The following is a 16,132-nucleotide window of genomic DNA, read 5'->3' as shown; positions in this document are numbered from 1 at the left end:
ACTTGAGCGCGTGGAAGGTTACCTCGGCATCATCGTGATGGTCGTCGTCATCGCCGTACTGGCGGTGGGCGGCCTGTTCCTGTTCCGGCCCAGAGCCAAGGACCTCCCTCCGGTGGAGGCGCCGCCGGAGCCGCAGATCCCGGACCTGAAGGTTCCTCCGCAGGAGGGCCCGGTCGACCGGGAGGGCGGCACCATCACCACCCTTCCTCCGCCCGAGGAGGAGCTGCTCAAGGCGCCCGAGATCGAGGTGCCGCCGCCCTCGGCCGGCCGTATGGTGCGGCTGCGCACGCGCCTGTCCCGCTCCCAGAGCGTGCTGGGCAGGGGACTCCTCGAACTGCTCTCGCGCGACCGGCTCGACGACGAGGTCTGGGACGAGATCGAGGAGATCCTGATCACGGCCGACGTCGGCGTCGCGCCGACGCGGGCGATGGTCGAGGAGCTGCGGACCAAGGTGAAGGTCCTCGGCACGCGTACTCCTGAGGAGGTCCGCGGCCTGCTCAGGGAGGAACTGCTCAAGCAGATCTCGCCCGACCTGGATCGCACTCTGCACACCAAGTCGCCGGCGGGACGGCCCGCCGTGCTCCTGATCGTCGGCGTGAACGGCACCGGCAAGACGACCACGACGGGCAAGTTGGCCCGCGCCCTGGTGGGCGACGGCAACACGGTCGTCCTCGGCGCCGCGGACACGTTCCGCGCGGCCGCGACCGACCAGTTGCAGACCTGGGGTGACCGTGTGGGCGCCGCCGTCGTACGCGGCCCCGAGGGCGGCGACCCGGCGTCCGTCGCGTTCGACGCGGTGGCCAAGGGCATCGAGGACAGCGCCGACACGGTCATCATCGACACCGCCGGACGGCTGCACACCAAGACCGGCCTGATGGACGAGCTGGGCAAGGTCAAGCGGGTGATCGAGAAGAAGGCCGTGGTCGACGAGGTGCTGCTCGTCCTCGACGCCACGACCGGCCAGAACGGCATGCGCCAGGCCCAGGTGTTCGCCGAGGCGGTGAACATCACCGGCATCGCCCTGACCAAGCTCGACGGCACGGCCAAGGGCGGCATCGTCATCTCGGTCCAGCGCGAGCTGGGCGTGCCGGTCAAGCTGGTCGGCCTGGGCGAGGGGCCCGACGACCTGGCGCCCTTCGACCCCGAGGTGTTCGTGGACGCCCTGCTGGGCGACTGAGCTCCGCCGAAACGGGCGGGATCGACGGCACTGTCCGATCCCGCCCGTCTTTTGCACTTTGTGATACGTTCGACGGCGCTGTGCGCTGCCGCGAACTGAGGAGGTGAGACCGATCAACGCTGTGACAGGTCGGGACTCCCTCCCTCGCATGGCCTAGGGAGTGCCCGCAGAAGGCATCCCGAAAGGCTGAAACGCTATGCGCTTCACCTCTGAGACGTCGTGTGACGGTGTCTCCGAACAACTCTTCACCCTTGGTGAGATTCCCGGCGTGCTGTGGACGCCAGAAGGCGCCGCCGGTACGCGTCCCCTTGTCTTCATGGGACATGGCGGCGGTCAGCACAAGAAGGCCCCCGGCATCGTGGCCCGTGCGCGCCGCTTCGTGGCCGAGTGTGGGTTCGCGGTGGTGGCGGTCGACGTGCCCGGCCATGGCGACCGGCCGAAGGACGAGGAGTACAACCGGATCGCGACCGAGAACCAGGCTCGCGCGGACGCCGGAGAGGATCTGGCTCCGCTGATCGCTGGGTTCCAGGCGCTCGTAGCCCGCCAGACCGTCCCGGAATGGCAGGCGGTCCTGGACGGGGTCCAGCAAGCCGAGCACGTCGGGGCTGGTCCGGTGGGCTACTGGGGTGTGTCGTTGGGTTGCGGACTCGGCGTTCCGTTCGTTGCCGCCGAACCCCGGGTCCGCGCCGCGGTGCTGGGCCTGGGCGGGGCGTCGGCATCGGCGGAGGCCGCCGCGAGAATCACCGTCCCGGTGGAGTTCCTGCTGCAGTGGGACGATGAACGGATGCCGCGGGCCCAGGGCTTGGCGCTGTTCGACGCCTTGGCCTCGGCCGAGAAGACGCTGCATGCCAACCCCGGCAAGCACGGGGAGATCCCGGCATTCGAGCTGGACAGCACGCTGCGGTTCTTCGCCCGGCACCTCGGCTGATACTGCTGCCTGCGGTGCGACGCGCCGATCGGGATCCGCTCCCGATCGGCGCGCTCGGAACACTGGGGACCGGTCAGGTCTCCTCGCCGATGAGCAGGAAATCGGGCCGCGAACGGTCCCATTCCGGCGCGTCCAGCGTGTTGAGCGCCGCGAGGATCCGCTTCTCCTCGTAGACGAAGTGGGTCTCCATCAGCGCGGCGAGGCTGTCCAGCTCGCCGCGCAGTATGACGGGGTCGGTCTCGCGGCCCAGGCCGTCGAGGAGGGCCTGCAGTCGCGTGAGGGAGTCCTCCACGAGCTGATGGTCGCGGCGCAACTCGTCCAGCACGGGGCGCAACTCGGGGAATCGCTCCGCGAGCACGGGGAAGGCGCCGCCGTCCTCGCCGACGTGGTGTCGCTGGAGGGCGGTGCAGAAGGTCAGGCAGTGGGCCCGCAGATCGCGGGGGCGGGCGCCTCCGGCGAGATAGGCGTCGACGTCCTCGCGGAGGGCGGCGAGCTCCTCCCGGAGCCAGAGGTGTACTTCGATCAACTGGTTGCCGAACGCCGCCAGGCGCTCGTGTGATGTTTCCATGGTGGTCCCATGTTCCGGCGCCTCCATGTCCTCGGCGATCTCCTTGCCGGGTACACCGCGACGCAGGCACGGACTACATCATGATCGGCGACCGCCGGTCAAATCACCCGAACCTGACCAGTCGTCCGGCGGCCCGAGCCCGCGCGAGCGGAGCGAGCGCAAATAGACACGGCCATGCCCCGGTTGCGCAGTTGTCATGATTTATCGGGAAATGACCATTACCAGCCTAGGTCTTGTGACCTGACGTGGTCCGTGTTGACATGGGCGTCGTTCCTCAGACGAGATCAGAGAGGCCCTGATGAAGAAGGTCGTTGTTCACAAGCCCGGCACGGTCCAGCTCTCCGGCCAGGCCAGCGCCAAGCACCACGCGTGAGCGACCGGCGAGACCTGCCGCCGTACGGCATGGTCTCGCCCTTCCGGGGGCGACGAGGGGAGCGCGTGTGCGTCATCTGTGGGTCCAAGGGCGGCGCTGGAACGGGGAACGTGACATACCCCCGCTCGTGGCTCCCCCCGTCGTCGTCGGTGTGACGGCCGGTCCGGCGCACAGCCGGTCGGCCGACCGCCCGGACGGTGGGACGGGTTCCGATCGGACCTTCCAGGGGATCCGTCCCGTCCCCGGCGATCAGTCGGCCGCGCCCAGCCACAGGGCGGCGCCGTACACGGTCGCGAGCGCGCTGCTCCACGCGATCGTCCCCGGGGCGCGAAAGGAACTCGTCGACGCACACGACATCGAGATCCGCGCGGCGGCCCCCGGGTTGAGGGACGTTGTGCCGGCTGTGCGCGGGTCGCTCGCGGCGCATCTCCCCAAGGCGGAGCGGATCCTCGTCCCCGCGCCGCGCCGTACGCTCCGGCTCGCCAACGGGCTGGCGGAGTTCGTCCACGACCACCTCAAGGAGGTGGGGCCCGCCGCGCTCGTCGTGGAACGCGCCGACGTGGCCGACGAGACGGACCAGGAGTTCCTCGCCGTCCTGCTCCGCAGGATCGACCCCGCGCTGCTCACCGTCGTCGTCTGCGCCGAGAGCGCGGATCCCGTTCTCGCCGCCGTGCTCAAGCGGCACGCCCTCCCCGCGCCGGACGGCGGTGCGACCGTCGCGGGACGGAGCGGTGAGGAGGAGCACCACAGCTACCACGAGAGCCGGAGCGGGGACGAGCACGGGCCGGAGGTGGTGGAACGCTACTTCACCGAGGGCTTCCACCACGCGGCGGCCCGGCTCGGCGTGCGGGCGCTGCGCGGGGCCCACACCGAGGCCGACCCGGATGCCGATCCGGACGCCTGGTGGTCGCTCGTCCACCGCACCGCGGGCGCGCTCGCGGCCGTCGATCGGGAGGATGAGGCGCGGGCGATCCTGGACCGGGCCCGGCGGGAGAGCGCCGACCCCAAGAACCGGGCCACCGCCGCGTACGCGACCGCGATGCTGCTGATGCGGCATCACGACCCGGCGGCGCGTGACGTGGGCGAGGCGCTGTCGTGGATCAACGAGGCGGTCGCGATCACCTCGTCGCTGCCCGACCGCAGGGAGCGGGCCTTCCACCTGAGCTTCGACCTCAACGGCAAGGCGCTGGTGGAGATGCGCGCGGGGCGGCCGGAGGAGGCGCTGCGGCTGGTGGAGCAGGCGATCGAGCTCGCCGACCGCGACCTCGATCCCGGCGAGCACCCCATCCACCGGCTGGTCCTGCGGGCGAACCGGGGGCAGCTGACCGCGATGCTCGGCGACCCGGCGCGGGCGCTGGCCGACCTGGACGCGGCCGTCGCGGCCGACCCGGGCTATCCCGACTACTACATCAGCAGGGGCAACCTGCTGCACCGGCTCGGCCGCCCGCAGGACGCCGTCGCCGACTACGAGACGGCCATGCGGGCCGGGCCGCCGTTCCCCGAGGCGTACTACAACCGGGCGGAGATCAGGTTCCAGGCCGGAGACCACGCCGGCGCGCTGGCCGACCTCGACTACGCCCTCGAACTCGACCCGGGGTTCGCCGACGCGTACGCCAACCGCGCCGGGCTGTTCGTCGAGTTCGGCGAGTACGGCAGGGCCCGCGCGGACGCGCTCCAGGGGCTCGCCCTCGACCCGCGCAACGCGTACCTGCTGTGTGTGCTGGGGCAGGTGGAGGCGGCCGAGGGCAGGCACGCCGAGGCGAGGAAGGCCTTCGACACGGGGCTGCGCCACGATCCGGCGCTCGCCGCGCTCTGGGTGAGCCGCGGGATCCTGGCGTTCGAGACGGGCGCGCCGGAGGACGCGGTGGCCGACCTCACCCGGGCGCTCGAACTCGGGGACGATCCGGCCGTACGGTTCAACCGGGCGGTGGCGCTCCGGGCGCTCGGCCGCGACGAGGAGGCCCGGGAGGACCTCCTGCGGGCGGCCGAGCTCGCCCCGGAGGACGAGGACATCCGGCGGGAGCTGGCGGCCGTCAGCTCCGATTCGCCGTCCCGATCGGCACCACCAGGGGAGTGCCCGCCACCGGATCAGTAATGATCTTGGCGTTCAGGCCGAAGACCTCGGCCAGCAGTTCCTCGGTCAGCACGTCGGCGGGCGGGCCGGCCGCGACCACCCGGCCGTCGCGCATCGCCACGAGCCGGTCGGCGTACCGCGCGGCGAGGTTCAGGTCGTGCAGCACCATGACCACCGTCTTGCCCGCCTGCGCGTGCAGCTGATCGACCAGCTCCAGCACCTCGATCTGGTGCGCCAGGTCCAGGAACGTGGTCGGCTCGTCGAGCAGGAGGAGCCCCGTGCCCTGGGCGAGGGCCATCGAGATCCACGCCCGCTGCCGCTGCCCGCCGGACAGCTCGTCCAGCGGCCGGTCTGCGAGGTCGAGCAGGCCGGTACGCTCCAGCGCCTCGGCCACCGCGCTCTCGTCGTCCGGCGACCACTGGCGGTACCACGTCTGGTGCGGATGCCGTCCGCGGGCCACCAGGTCGGCGACCGTCAGCCCCTCGGGCGCGGCGGGTGCCTGCGGGAGGACGCCGAGAAGCCGGGCCACCTCGCGCGACGGCATCCGGTCGATCCGCTTCCCGTCGAGCAGCACCTGGCCGCCCAGGGGCTTGATCAGCCGTCCCAGGGCGCGCAGGAGCGTGGACTTGCCGCAGCCGTTCGGGCCGATGATCGTGGTGATCGTCCCGCTCTCGATGCCGAGGTCGAGCCCGTCCACGATCACCCGGTCGCCGTAGCCCAGGCGGATGTCGACGGCTTCCAACCGCGTGTTCACGAGCGTGCCTCCCGGCGGGCGCGGATGAGCAGATAGATCAGGTAGGGAGCCCCGAGTACGGCGGTGACCACGCCGACAGGCAGTTCCACCGGCGCGAAGAGGCTGCGCGCGGCGAGGTCGGCGGCCGACGTCAGGACGGCGCCGGTGACGGCGGACACCACCAGCGGCGGCTGGGCCACCCCGGCCAGGCGCAGCGCGATCTGCGGCGCCGCCAGGGCGACGAACGCGATCGGCCCGGCGGCGGCGGTCGCGACCGCCGCGAGCAGTACGGCTCCGAGCAGCAGCACGGCGCGGGCCGCGTTCAGCCGGACGCCGAGCCCGGTCGCCGTCTCGTCGCCGAACCTGAGCGCCGACAGCACCCGGGTCCCGGCCAGGCAGAGCGGCACCAGCACGACCAGCGCGTACGCGACGGGAGCGACGTGCTCCCAGCCGCGCCCGTTCAGCGAGCCGCTGATCCACACCATCGCGCGGGAGCTGTCGTTGACGTCGCCGGTCGTCATCAGCCAGTACTTGACGTTGGTGAACACGGCGGCGACGCCGACGCCGACCAGGACCAGACGGTACCCGTCCAGCCCGCGCCGCCAGGCGAGCGAGTAGACGATCACCGCGCCGATCAGGCCGCCGGCCAGCGCGGCGACGGGGATGCCGACGCCGGCCAGGGCCCCGCTGGCCCCGCCGTACACGCTGCCGCTGCCGACGATCACCGCCACCACGGTCACGCTGGCGCCCGAGGTCACGCCGAGGATGTCGGGGCTGGCCAGCGCGTTGCGCGCGATCGACTGGGTGATCGCGCCGGAGAGTCCGAGCGCGGCGCCGACCAGCACGCCGGTCAGGGCGCGGGGGAGGCGCAGCTCGACCACGACGAAGTGGTTGCCTCCGGTTCCGGTCAGCGACGCGACGATCTCGCTCAGGGACAGCGGGAAGTCGCCGATCCGCAGGCTGAGCGCGACCAGGACCGCGATCAGCGCGAGCCCGGTGAGCCCGGCCGCCACGCCGCGCGGGCGGACCAGCCAGGAGATCTTGCCCGCCCGGTACGGCCGGGCGTGCGGGAGCCGTACGCCGGTCACAGCCGCACCGGCTTCCTGCGGCGGACCAGCGCGACGAAGAACGGGGCGCCGATCAGGGCGAGCACCACCCCGGCCTCCAGTTCACCGGGCCGGGCGACCACCCTGCCGACCACGTCCGCGAGCAGCAGCGCCGCCGCGCCGAGCAGCCCCGAGTACGGCAGCAGCCACCGGTGGTCGGGGCCGGAGAGCGCGCGGGCCAGGTGAGGGACGATCAGGCCGACGAACGCGAGCGCGCCGCACGCGGCCACCGCCCCGGCGGTCAGCAGCGTCACGGCGGTGATGCCGAGCGCCCGGGTCGCCGTGACGTTGCGGCCGAGGGAACGCGCGACATCCTCGCCCAGGGAGAGCGCGTTGAGCCCCGGCGCGTTCGCCAGCGAGAGCACCAGTCCGGCGGCGATGAACGGCAGGACCTGCCAGGCCACGCCCGCGCCCCGCCCGGCGATGGAGCCCGCCTGCCAGAAGCGGAAGACGTCCATGGCCTGCTCGTTCACGAGAACGAGTCCGGAGGTCAGCGCGTACAGGAAGGCGCTGACGGCGGTTCCGGCGAGCGCGAGGGTGAGGGGGCTCGGGCCGCCTCGGCCGCCGACGGAGCCGATCGCGAAGACGCCGACACTCGCGACGAGGGCGCCGGCCAGGCCGAACCAGATGTAGCCGTACAGGTTCGAGACGCCGAACGCGATGATGGCGAGGACCATCGCGAAGGCCGCGCCCTGGGTGACGCCGAGCAGTCCGGGGTCGGCGAGCGGGTTGCGCGTGTGCCCCTGCATGAGCGCGCCGGCGACGCCGAGCGCGACCCCGGCCAGCAGGCCGAGGGCGGTGCGCGGGACGCGCAGTGTGCGGACGATGATGTCGCTCTCCGTCCCGCCGGGCGACCAGAGGGCGTGCCACACGTCGCCGAGCGGCACCGACTTGGCGCCGATCGCGACGCTGAGCACGGCCCCGGCGAGCACCGCCGTGAGGAGCGCCGCGAGGACGCCCGCCCGCCGGCGTCGCGGGCGCAGGGCAGTCATGGGTACGTGATCCCTCTCTCTGTCGCTTGACCCGGACGAGTATGTCAGGCTTAGGTGAGCCTTAGCTAATTTAGGGCTCCCTTACCTAAGAAAGGCCGGGTTTTTGATGAGAGCGCTTCGCGCCTTGGGCGCCGGGATCGTGCTGGCCATGGCGGTCGCCGCCTGCGGCTCGTCCACCACCGCGACCGACCCGGGGAACGCGAGCGGGACGACGGAGGCGACGTTGGCCGCCCAGACGGGGTACCCCCGGGTGGTCGAGCACGCCATGGGCAAGACCGAGGTGAAGGCGCAGCCGAAGCGCGTCGTCGCGCTCGACCAGAGCTTCGTCGACGCCGTCCTGACGCTGGACACCGAGGTCGTCGGCTACACGCAGTACCGGTCGATCGAGGAGAAGCTGCCCGACTATCTGCGGCCGGTCCTGGCCAACGCGGCGAACGCGGTGCCGGTGGGCACGCTGGAGGCGCCCAGCCTGGAGAAGATCGCCGAGCTCAAGCCGGACCTCATCGTGTCGGCCAAGGTCCGCCACGAGGCCCTGTACGACAAGCTCTCGGCCATCGCCCCGACCGTTTTCAGCGAGACCACCGGCGCCATCTGGAAGGACAACCTCCGCCTGGTGGCCAAGGCCCTGGGCAAGGAGGACCTCGCCGAGCAGCGGATCAGCGCGTACGCGGCCCGCGCCACCAAGATCGGCGAGGAGATCAAGGAGAAGAACGGCGGGAAGATGCCGACCGTCTCCATCGTCAGGTTCGCCGGTGAGCCGACGGTCCGGCTCTACGTGGAGAACTCCTACTCCGGGGTCGTGCTCAAGGACGTCGGATTCCCCCGGCCGGAGGGGCAGCCGACCGTCACCGACACGATCATGGTGGAGATCAGCGAGGAGCGCATCGCCGACCTCGACGCCGACCACATCTTCGTGAGCTCGTACCAGGACCCGGCGGCGGACGAGACGAAGAAGAAGTTCACCGCCAACCCGCTGTGGGGCAAGCTCAAGGGCGAGAAGCACGACGTCTCCGACCAGACGTGGATGTCGGCGGTCGGCATGCAGGGCGCGCACGTCATCCTCGACGACCTGGCCGCGGCCTTCGGCGTGGACCCCGCCCGGCAGGCCTGAGGTCCGGCGCGTACGCCTACGCGAGACGCCGGCCGGGGGTGATGCGACCTGGCCGGCGTCTCGCGTAGGGAGGCGGGGCGGGGGCACGAGGGCCCGCGCGTGGGTTATGCGGGTATGTGGAAGGCGCGCAGCTCCTCCAGGTGCGGCGCGATGTCGATGCCCTGGCGTTCGAGCCAGCCGTCGTCGCCGTAGGTGTCCCGGTAACGTTCGCCGCCGTCGCAGATCAGCGTCACCACGCTGCCCCGCTCACCCGCCGCCCGCATCTCCTTGATGATCTGTACGGCGGCCGCCATGTTGGTCCCGGTCGAGCCGCCCACGTCGAGGCGGGTGACCTCCTTGACCCACCGCATGGCGGCGATCGACATCGCGTCGGGCACCTGGGTCATCCGGTCGATCACCGCGGGCATGAACGACGGCTCGACCCGGGGGCGGCCGATGCCCTCGATGCGGGAGCCCGTCCCCGGCCGCTCCTCGCCCGCGACCCAGGAGGGGTAGAACGCAGAGCCCTCGGGGTCGGCCACGCAGAGCCGCGTCTGGTGCCGCCGGTACCGGATGTAGCGCCCGATGGTGGCGGACGTGCCGCCGGTCCCCGCGCTCACCACGATCCACGCGGGCTCCGGATGCCGTTCCAGGGCCATCTGATTGAAGACGCTCTCCGCGATGTTGTTGTTGCCCCGCCAGTCCGTGGCCCGCTCGGCGTAGGTGAACTGGTCCATGTAGTGGCCGCCGGTCTCCTCGGCCAGCCGCCGGGACTCCGCGTAGATCGCGCAGGGGTCGTCCACGAGATGGCACTTGCCGCCGTGGAACTCGATGATCTCCCGCTTCTCCGGTGACGTGCTCGCCGGGATCACCGCGATGAACGGCAGGCCGAGCAGCCGGGCGAAGTACGCCTCGCTGACCGCGGTGGAGCCGCTGGACGACTCGATGATCGTGGTCGTCGGGCCGATCCAGCCGTTGGCCAGGCCGTACAGGAAGAGGGAACGGGCGAGCCGATGCTTCAGTGAACCGGTCGGGTGGACCGACTCGTCTTTGAGGTAGAGATCGACGCCCCAGTGCGGAGGGAGCGGGAAGACATGCAGGTGCGTGTCGCAACTGCGGTTCGCGTCGGCCTCCACGGCCTGGATGGCGTCCGCCGCCCATCGACGGATGCCCGGGTCGTGCCGTTCCACGTATTCCATGCCATAACCCTAGCTAGTGAGGTTTGCCACAATTTCTACAGGATCGAGTAATGAGTGTTATTGTAATGAGACTTAGACGGGCCGCACGTGACTTCGCCGTGCTGGCCCACGTCCGCGGTGACCCCTCTGACCAGGCACGACCCTTAACACTTCGCTTACGAGTCCCCTGCAACGATGTCGAGCGACGTAACAGGTCCCGGGCGCCCGCATGGGTTCACGCCGGAGGGGTAGCGGGGGAGCAGTTTCGCGTAGGGGGATGGAAATGATCACGATGACCGATGAGCAGCGCCAGGCATGGTTCGAACGCGATGTCGTCCCGGTGACCGGTCAGCTTTACGCCTCCGCCATGCGTCTCACCCGCAACCAGGCCGATGCCGAGGACCTGGTCCAGGAGACGGTGGCCAAGGCGTACACCTCCTACCACCAGTTCCGTGAGGGCACGAACTTGAAGGCGTGGCTGCACCGGATTCTGACGAACAACTTCATCAACGACTACCGCAAGAAGCAGCGTTCGCCCAAGCTGTCCGCCGCCGAGGAGATCGAGGACTGGCAGCTCGCCGCGGCGGAGTCGCACATGTCCACCGGTTTGAAGTCCGCGGAGACCGAGGCGCTTGAGCAGCTTCCGGACAGTGCCGTCATGAACGCGCTGCGCGCCCTGCCCGAGGACTTCCGGGTCGCGGTCTACCTCGCCGACGTCGAGGGGTTCGCGTACAAGGAGATCGCCGACCGGATGGGCACCCCCATCGGCACCGTGATGTCCCGGCTGCACCGGGGCCGCCGCCAGCTCCGCGGCATGCTCGCCGAATACGCCCGCGAGGAGGGCGTCGTCCGCGTGCCCGTCGCCGCCTGACCGCACCCGCCTTCAGTGGGGGGTCCACGCACCTGGACGGGTCGGTCACTCCGCCCGAAGGAACCTGCGGTCCTCGCTCCCTTCCGCTCCTCTCCCTCGATCCCGGTGAACGTTTACGGAAACGCACTAGGTGTGCGGCACGGCGATCAGCGCCACCGCGCTGAGCGCGAACCCCACCCCCGCGATCTGCACCCGGTTGAGCCGTTCGTCCAGCACGTACCGCGCGAGCAGCAGCGTGCTCGCGGGGTAGAGCGACACCAGTACGGCCACCAGGCTGAGCATCCCGCCGCGGGCCGCCAGTAGGTAGAGGATGTTGGCGGCCATGTCGAGCACGCCGGCCGCGATCGTCACCGGGAGTGCCCCCGGGATCGGGCGCAGCGTCCGGCGCGAGACGAGCGCCAGCAGCACGACCAGCGAGATCGACGCGATGCGCGCCCCGGCCAGCGGCCACAGGCCCGAGCCGGCCGGGGCCAGCTTGAGCAGCACGAAGAACCCACCGAAGCCCGCGCCTGACGCGAGCGCGCTCACGATCGGGCCGAGCCGGGCGCCGGACGGGCCGGCGGCGGAGTCGCGGCTCACCAGGAGCACGGCGAGCAGGCCGAGCGCGATCCCGACCATCGCGGTGACGGACGGCCGCTCGCCCTGGATCAGCCCGAACAGCACGGGGACCGCCATGGAGGTGGTCGCCGTCGTCGGCGCGACCACGGACATCATCCCCGACGCCAGGCCCCGGTAGAACAGAACGATGCCGGCGGCCCCGGCCACGCCCGAGGCCATGCCCCACAGCAGCGCCGCCGGGCTCGCCTCCCCGGGCAGGACGGGCATGAGGGCGCAGACCAGCACCAGCCCGCCGAGCTGGGAGATCACGACGACCGCGAGCACGCGGGATCGTCGCGTGGCCAGCCCGCCGAAGAAGTCGGCCGTACCGAAGATCACCGCACACGCCGTAGCGAGCGCCACTGCCGTCACCGCGCACCTCACAGTTCACTGAATTGCACTGTTCATACAACATGTTGAGTGCAACAGATTGCAAATCAGATTCACTAGGCTGTACACATGCCGGATCTGGAGACGATCAGCGCGGCCATCGCCACCAACGTGCGCGGGCAGCGCGCCCATCGCGGGATGACACTCGACGAGCTCGCGGCTCGGTCGGGGGTGAGTCGCGGCATGCTCATCCAGATCGAGCAGGGCCGGACCAACCCCAGCATCAACACGCTGAGCAGGATCGCCGAGGCCCTCGGGGTCACGGTCGGCCGGCTCGTTGAGGTGTCCGAGACCCCCGTCGTCCGGGTCGTCCACGCCGCCGACGTGGTGACCTTCCGCCACGCGAGCGGGGGCGAGGCGCGGCTGCTGGTGGGCGCGGACGCGCCGGCCATCTGCGAACTGTGGGACTGGCGGCTCGGTCCCGGCGAGCACCACGACGGCGACCCGCACCCGGCCGGCACCCGCGAGATGCTCAGCGTCCTGGAGGGCGAGCTCACCCTCACCGTGTACGGCAAGAGCCACACGGTCGGGGCCGACGAGGCGGTCGTCTTCAGCGGCGACCGGCCGCATCGCTACGCGAACGAGGGGGACGGCCCGCTCCGCTTCATGATGGCCGTCATCGAACCCCGCGAGCAGGCCGACCAGCCTTATTGACAGGCCGTCGTAGAGCAGCGGCGAGGTGACCGATGCTGAGCGGCTGGTCAGGGCGAGGCCAGCGCCTCTGTCGGGGCCAGGTGGCTGGCACGGATGGCGGGGTAGAGGCCGGCCAGGCTGCCGATCAGCAGGGTCGCGACCAGGGCGCCGGCCGGCGCCCAGACGGGGATCACCATCGGCAGGGCCTGGATGGCCGTGTACACACCGGTCACCGCGGCGCCCAGGAACAGGCCGCCGAGACCGCCGAGGCCGGACAGCAGCAGCGCTTCGGTCAGGAACTGGACGCGGATCTGCCCCTGTGTGGCGCCGAGTGACCGGCGCAGCCCGATCTCGGCCTTGCGTTCCAGGATCGAGATGATCATGGTGTTGGCCACGCCCACGCCCCCGACGACCAGGGCGACCGCGCCGAGGCCGAGCAGCAGGCCGGTCAGCGCCCGATCTGTCGCCTGGCGAGCGGCGAGCGCGTCGGATGGCCTGGACACGTTCACCTCGCCGGGCACCTGAGGTTTGGCGGTGGCGGCCAGCACGGCGCGCACCGCTTCCACGGCCGAGTCCTCGGTGCGGGTGTAGATCGTGGTCGGATGCCCGTCGAACGACAGGTACCTTGCGGCAGCGGGCCGGCCGATCAGCGCGGAGGAGTCCAACTCCGGCGCGAGCGGCACCGCGTCCAGCAGGCCGATGACGGTGAACCAGTGTCCGCTCAGGTACACCTGCCGTCCCAGTGCCGTGACGCCCAGCCGTTCGGCCGCCGTCGAGCCGAGCACGACGGCCGGGTACCGGGCCGTCGCGGCGTTGAGCCAGGTTCCTCGCGCCACGGTCGCCCCGATGAGATCGGGGACGGTGAGCTCTGTGGCGACGACGGCGATGCCGCCGCTCTCGGCGGCAGGGATCCGATCGTGACGGTACACGTGCGCGTCGGGCAGCAGCGCGGTGGCGGCGGCGCCCGTCACCGGGCGGATCCTGCGGATCATGGCCGCCGCTTCCTGCGGCAGCTGCGCCTGCTTCCCGAAGACGGTCTGGCCCGGCGCGACCGTGAGCAGGTTGGTGCCGAGCCTGGCCAGGGTCCGGTCCAGCTCGGCTCTGCTGGAAGCGGAGATCCCGACGACCGACACCATCGCGGCGATCCCGATGGCGATGCCGAGGGCCGACAGGAGGGCTCGCAGCGGCCGGGTGCGCAGCCCGGCCCCGCCCACCCTGATCACGTCCCTGGCCGACAGCGCCGTCATGGCAGCACCCGCCCGTCCCGCACGCGTACCTGCCTGGGCAGGGCGTGCGCGATCTCCAGGTCGTGCGTGATCACCACGATCGTGGTCCCTGACGCGTTCAGCTCCCGTAGCAGCGCGAGCACGCCCGCGCCCGCCGCCGAGTCGAGGTTGCCCGTCGGCTCGTCGGCCAGCAGCAGGACAGGCCGGCGCACGGCCGCCCTGGCGATGGCCACGCGCTGCCGCTCGCCGCCGGACAGTTCGTGCGGCCGGTGCCGTACGCGATGGCCGAGGCCCACCTGGTCGAGCGCCTCCAGCGCGCGGGCGCGCCGCTGCCCGAGCGGCACCCCCGCATACAGCAGCCCGTCGGCCACGTTGTCCAGCGCCGACGCCCCTGTGGTCAGGTGGAACTGCTGGAACACGAACCCCATCCTGGTGGCCCGCAGCTCCGACAGGGCACGGTCCGGCAGCGCGGCCACGTCCTGGCCGTCGAGGTGCACCCGGCCGCTGGTCGGCCGGTCCAAGGTGCCGAGGACGTGCAACATGGTGGACTTGCCCGACCCGGACGGCCCGACGATGGCCAGCAGCTCGCCCTCCTCGATCTCCAGCCAGACGTCATCCAGCGCGATGACACCACCGGGGTAGGCCTTGGTGACGCCCTCGAGCCGCGCGATCATGTCGGCATCCCCACCTTCAGGCCGGCGGTGAGTCCCTGTCCTGACACCTCGACACGCCCGCCGGCGAACAGCCCCGTCCGGACCGGAACGATCCGGCCGCCCGCGAGCTCGACGCCGTACCCGCCTTCGGACAGTGCCAGGAGCGCCGCGATCGGCACCGTGAGGACGCCCTCGCGCACCTCGGAGACGAGCGTCACATCGACCGCCGCCCGGTCGCAGCCGACGGCCCCGATCGCCACGGTCAGCTCCACTTTGGTGGTCGTGCCTCCCTGATCGGAATTGACTACGAACTGCGCGGTCGCGACCTTTCCCTGGACCTGCTCGCCGGACGGTGTCTTGACCGTCGCCGTCGCGCCGATCTTGGCCAGCCGGTATTCGGTCTCGTCCAGCCGTACGGTGACCAAGTGCTCGGTCCCGGTGAAAGTCAGGAGCGGAGAGCCCGGATGGACGAGCGTCCCAGGCCCTGAGGTCTGGTCGTTGACGCGGACAGCGTCCGGTTGGAAGACGACCCGGCCGAGCTCGACCATGCCGGTCTGCTTGACGCCGAGGTCCTTCTGCCACTTGCGTACGGCCCGCGCGATCTCCTTGCCGAATACGTTGTCGACGGTGAAACCGCGATAGCCGAGTTCGCGCAGATTCTCTGCCAGCTGCCGGACGTCGGCCCCTCGCACGCCGGACCGCAGCGTCCGGTAGGCAGGCACGTTGCCGTACAAGAGCACGGTGGGGACCTGGTCGACCTTGAACAGCACGCCACCGCGACGGACCGTCGAGCCGACGGCGGGGAGCGCGGTGACCGTGCCGGGAGCGGCCGCGGCGAGCGGGCGCTCGCGGCCGTAGCCCACGATCCCCGTGGCCGTCGTGGTGTCGGCCAGGTCCTGCTTGGTGACCTCGGCGACGGCGGCGGGCGCGGCGTCGCGGGTGGCCGGTTCGTCGCCGTGCCCGCCGAGCACGATCACCGCGGTGGTGGCGCAGCCCGCTGCAAGGATCAGCGTCCCGGCCGCGATCCGGCCGGTCATGCCGCGCGGCACTTTTCCATCGCGGCCGTGAACTTCGGGTCGTCAGGGCTGGCTCCGAGGGCTCCGACATCCAGTTTGATCCTTCCGCTGGGGTCGGGGTCAGGGAACTTGGGGTATCCGTTCTCGCGCATGCACTTTGCCTGATTGCGCGCGCTATCGAGATCTTGAGTACTCGGCTTGCCGCCCTGTCCGCCGGGGAGGAGGTGACCGCACTTGGCCATCGCCGCGTCCATCTTCTCCTTCTCGGCGATGTCGCTGCTGACCTGGAAGCGGCCGTCGGTCGGGTCCTTGATGTCGACGCCTTCACCTCGCATGCACCGGGCGAAGGCCACCTCTCCGTCACCGGCGGCCGAAGGGCTCGCGGCCACGCTCGCCGTGGCGCCGCTCGCGGTGGCGACCCTGGGCTCGGGTTGGGCGCCGCAGGCAGTCAGGGGGAGGCCCACGGCGAGGAGCGTGATCAGCGTCTTCGTCTTCATGGCCCCGGAGTTCATCGCAGAGCCGATTAC

Annotated in this window: 16 protein-coding genes; 6 read left to right on the top strand and 10 right to left on the bottom strand. The window is 71.2% G+C overall.

Annotation, left to right across the window (positions count from 1 at the left end):
• The first annotated feature begins 10 nt into the window (after window positions 1-10).
• Window positions 11-1,177 (top strand): signal recognition particle-docking protein FtsY, encoded by a 1,167-nt coding sequence (ftsY, locus tag AWQ71_RS01825; RefSeq protein WP_439650345.1) that lies wholly within the window; start codon window positions 11-13, stop codon window positions 1,175-1,177.
• A gap of 196 nt (window positions 1,178-1,373) precedes the next feature.
• Window positions 1,374-2,105, top strand: coding sequence for a dienelactone hydrolase family protein (locus AWQ71_RS01820; RefSeq protein WP_067125368.1), 732 nt, complete (start codon window positions 1,374-1,376; stop codon window positions 2,103-2,105).
• Between the two features lie 73 nt (window positions 2,106-2,178).
• Here AWQ71_RS01820 and AWQ71_RS01815 read toward each other — a convergent pair whose 3' ends face one another.
• Window positions 2,179-2,673, bottom strand: coding sequence for a hemerythrin domain-containing protein (locus AWQ71_RS01815; RefSeq protein ID WP_067126119.1), 495 nt, complete (start codon window positions 2,671-2,673; stop codon window positions 2,179-2,181).
• Between the two features lie 500 nt (window positions 2,674-3,173).
• Between AWQ71_RS01815 and AWQ71_RS01810 the strand changes: the two genes are divergently transcribed.
• Window positions 3,174-5,141: a tetratricopeptide repeat protein gene (locus AWQ71_RS01810; protein WP_245658062.1), complete on the top strand. Its 1,968-nt coding sequence runs from the start codon at window positions 3,174-3,176 to the stop codon at window positions 5,139-5,141.
• Here the strand turns inward: AWQ71_RS01810 and AWQ71_RS01805 are convergent.
• From AWQ71_RS01805 to AWQ71_RS01795, 3 genes are read right to left on the bottom strand one after another with little or no spacing between them, the layout of a single operon-like run.
• Window positions 5,080-5,874, bottom strand: coding sequence for an ABC transporter ATP-binding protein (locus tag AWQ71_RS01805; protein ID WP_067125365.1), 795 nt, complete (start codon window positions 5,872-5,874; stop codon window positions 5,080-5,082). The two genes, AWQ71_RS01810 and AWQ71_RS01805, sit on opposite strands and share 62 nt — an antisense overlap.
• On the bottom strand, window positions 5,871-6,941 hold the full coding sequence (locus AWQ71_RS01800; RefSeq protein WP_067125362.1) for a FecCD family ABC transporter permease: 1,071 nt from the start codon (window positions 6,939-6,941) through the stop codon (window positions 5,871-5,873). The genes AWQ71_RS01805 and AWQ71_RS01800 overlap by 4 nt, the downstream gene beginning before the upstream one ends.
• Entirely contained in the window at window positions 6,938-7,951 is a 1,014-nt protein-coding gene (locus AWQ71_RS01795) for a FecCD family ABC transporter permease (RefSeq protein WP_067125358.1), read from the bottom strand. The genes AWQ71_RS01800 and AWQ71_RS01795 overlap by 4 nt, the downstream gene beginning before the upstream one ends.
• A gap of 106 nt (window positions 7,952-8,057) precedes the next feature.
• On the opposite strand from AWQ71_RS01795, the gene AWQ71_RS01790 reads away from it, so the two are divergent.
• Window positions 8,058-9,062, top strand: a complete 1,005-nt coding sequence (locus AWQ71_RS01790) for an ABC transporter substrate-binding protein (protein WP_067125355.1) — start codon at window positions 8,058-8,060, stop codon at window positions 9,060-9,062.
• Between the two features lie 104 nt (window positions 9,063-9,166).
• On the opposite strand, the gene AWQ71_RS01785 is transcribed toward AWQ71_RS01790, so the two are convergent.
• Complete coding sequence (locus AWQ71_RS01785; RefSeq protein WP_067125351.1) at window positions 9,167-10,240, bottom strand: PLP-dependent cysteine synthase family protein; 1,074 nt, start codon at window positions 10,238-10,240, stop codon at window positions 9,167-9,169.
• A 262-nt stretch (window positions 10,241-10,502) separates the two neighbouring features.
• Here AWQ71_RS01785 and AWQ71_RS01780 point away from each other — a divergent pair, with 262 nt between their 5' ends.
• A complete protein-coding gene (locus AWQ71_RS01780; RefSeq protein WP_061255234.1) occupies window positions 10,503-11,090 on the top strand; it encodes a sigma-70 family RNA polymerase sigma factor in 588 nt (195 codons plus the stop codon).
• 126 nt (window positions 11,091-11,216) lie between these two features.
• Here the strand turns inward: AWQ71_RS01780 and AWQ71_RS01775 are convergent, their stop codons facing one another.
• The gene (locus AWQ71_RS01775) at window positions 11,217-12,059 is read right to left on the bottom strand and encodes a DMT family transporter (RefSeq protein WP_084258332.1); all 843 of its coding nucleotides are present in this window, start codon (window positions 12,057-12,059) and stop codon (window positions 11,217-11,219) included.
• An 87-nt stretch (window positions 12,060-12,146) separates the two neighbouring features.
• Here AWQ71_RS01775 and AWQ71_RS01770 point away from each other — a divergent pair, with 87 nt between their 5' ends.
• The gene (locus tag AWQ71_RS01770) at window positions 12,147-12,731 is read left to right on the top strand and encodes a helix-turn-helix domain-containing protein (protein ID WP_067125345.1); all 585 of its coding nucleotides are present in this window, start codon (window positions 12,147-12,149) and stop codon (window positions 12,729-12,731) included.
• Window positions 12,732-12,778: 47 nt separating this feature from the next.
• Here AWQ71_RS01770 and AWQ71_RS01765 read toward each other — a convergent pair whose 3' ends face one another.
• From AWQ71_RS01765 to AWQ71_RS01750, 4 genes are read right to left on the bottom strand one after another with little or no spacing between them, the layout of a single operon-like run.
• Window positions 12,779-13,957, bottom strand: a complete 1,179-nt coding sequence (locus AWQ71_RS01765) for an ABC transporter permease (protein WP_067125344.1) — start codon at window positions 13,955-13,957, stop codon at window positions 12,779-12,781.
• The gene (locus tag AWQ71_RS01760) at window positions 13,954-14,610 is read right to left on the bottom strand and encodes an ABC transporter ATP-binding protein (RefSeq protein ID WP_067125343.1); all 657 of its coding nucleotides are present in this window, start codon (window positions 14,608-14,610) and stop codon (window positions 13,954-13,956) included. The genes AWQ71_RS01765 and AWQ71_RS01760 overlap by 4 nt, the downstream gene beginning before the upstream one ends.
• Entirely contained in the window at window positions 14,607-15,626 is a 1,020-nt protein-coding gene (locus tag AWQ71_RS01755) for a peptidoglycan-binding protein (RefSeq protein ID WP_067126115.1), read from the bottom strand. Before AWQ71_RS01755 ends, AWQ71_RS01760 begins: the two co-directional genes overlap by 4 nt.
• Window positions 15,623-16,102, bottom strand: a complete 480-nt coding sequence (locus AWQ71_RS01750; RefSeq protein ID WP_084258330.1) for a hypothetical protein — start codon at window positions 16,100-16,102, stop codon at window positions 15,623-15,625. Before AWQ71_RS01750 ends, AWQ71_RS01755 begins: the two co-directional genes overlap by 4 nt.
• Between the last annotated feature and the right edge of the window lie 30 nt (window positions 16,103-16,132).

It is taken from the genome of Microtetraspora malaysiensis (assembly GCF_001528665.1).
Classification (GTDB): Bacteria; Actinomycetota; Actinomycetes; order Streptosporangiales; family Streptosporangiaceae; genus Microtetraspora_A; species Microtetraspora_A malaysiensis.
This window is presented reverse-complemented; position numbering and strand designations above follow the sequence as displayed.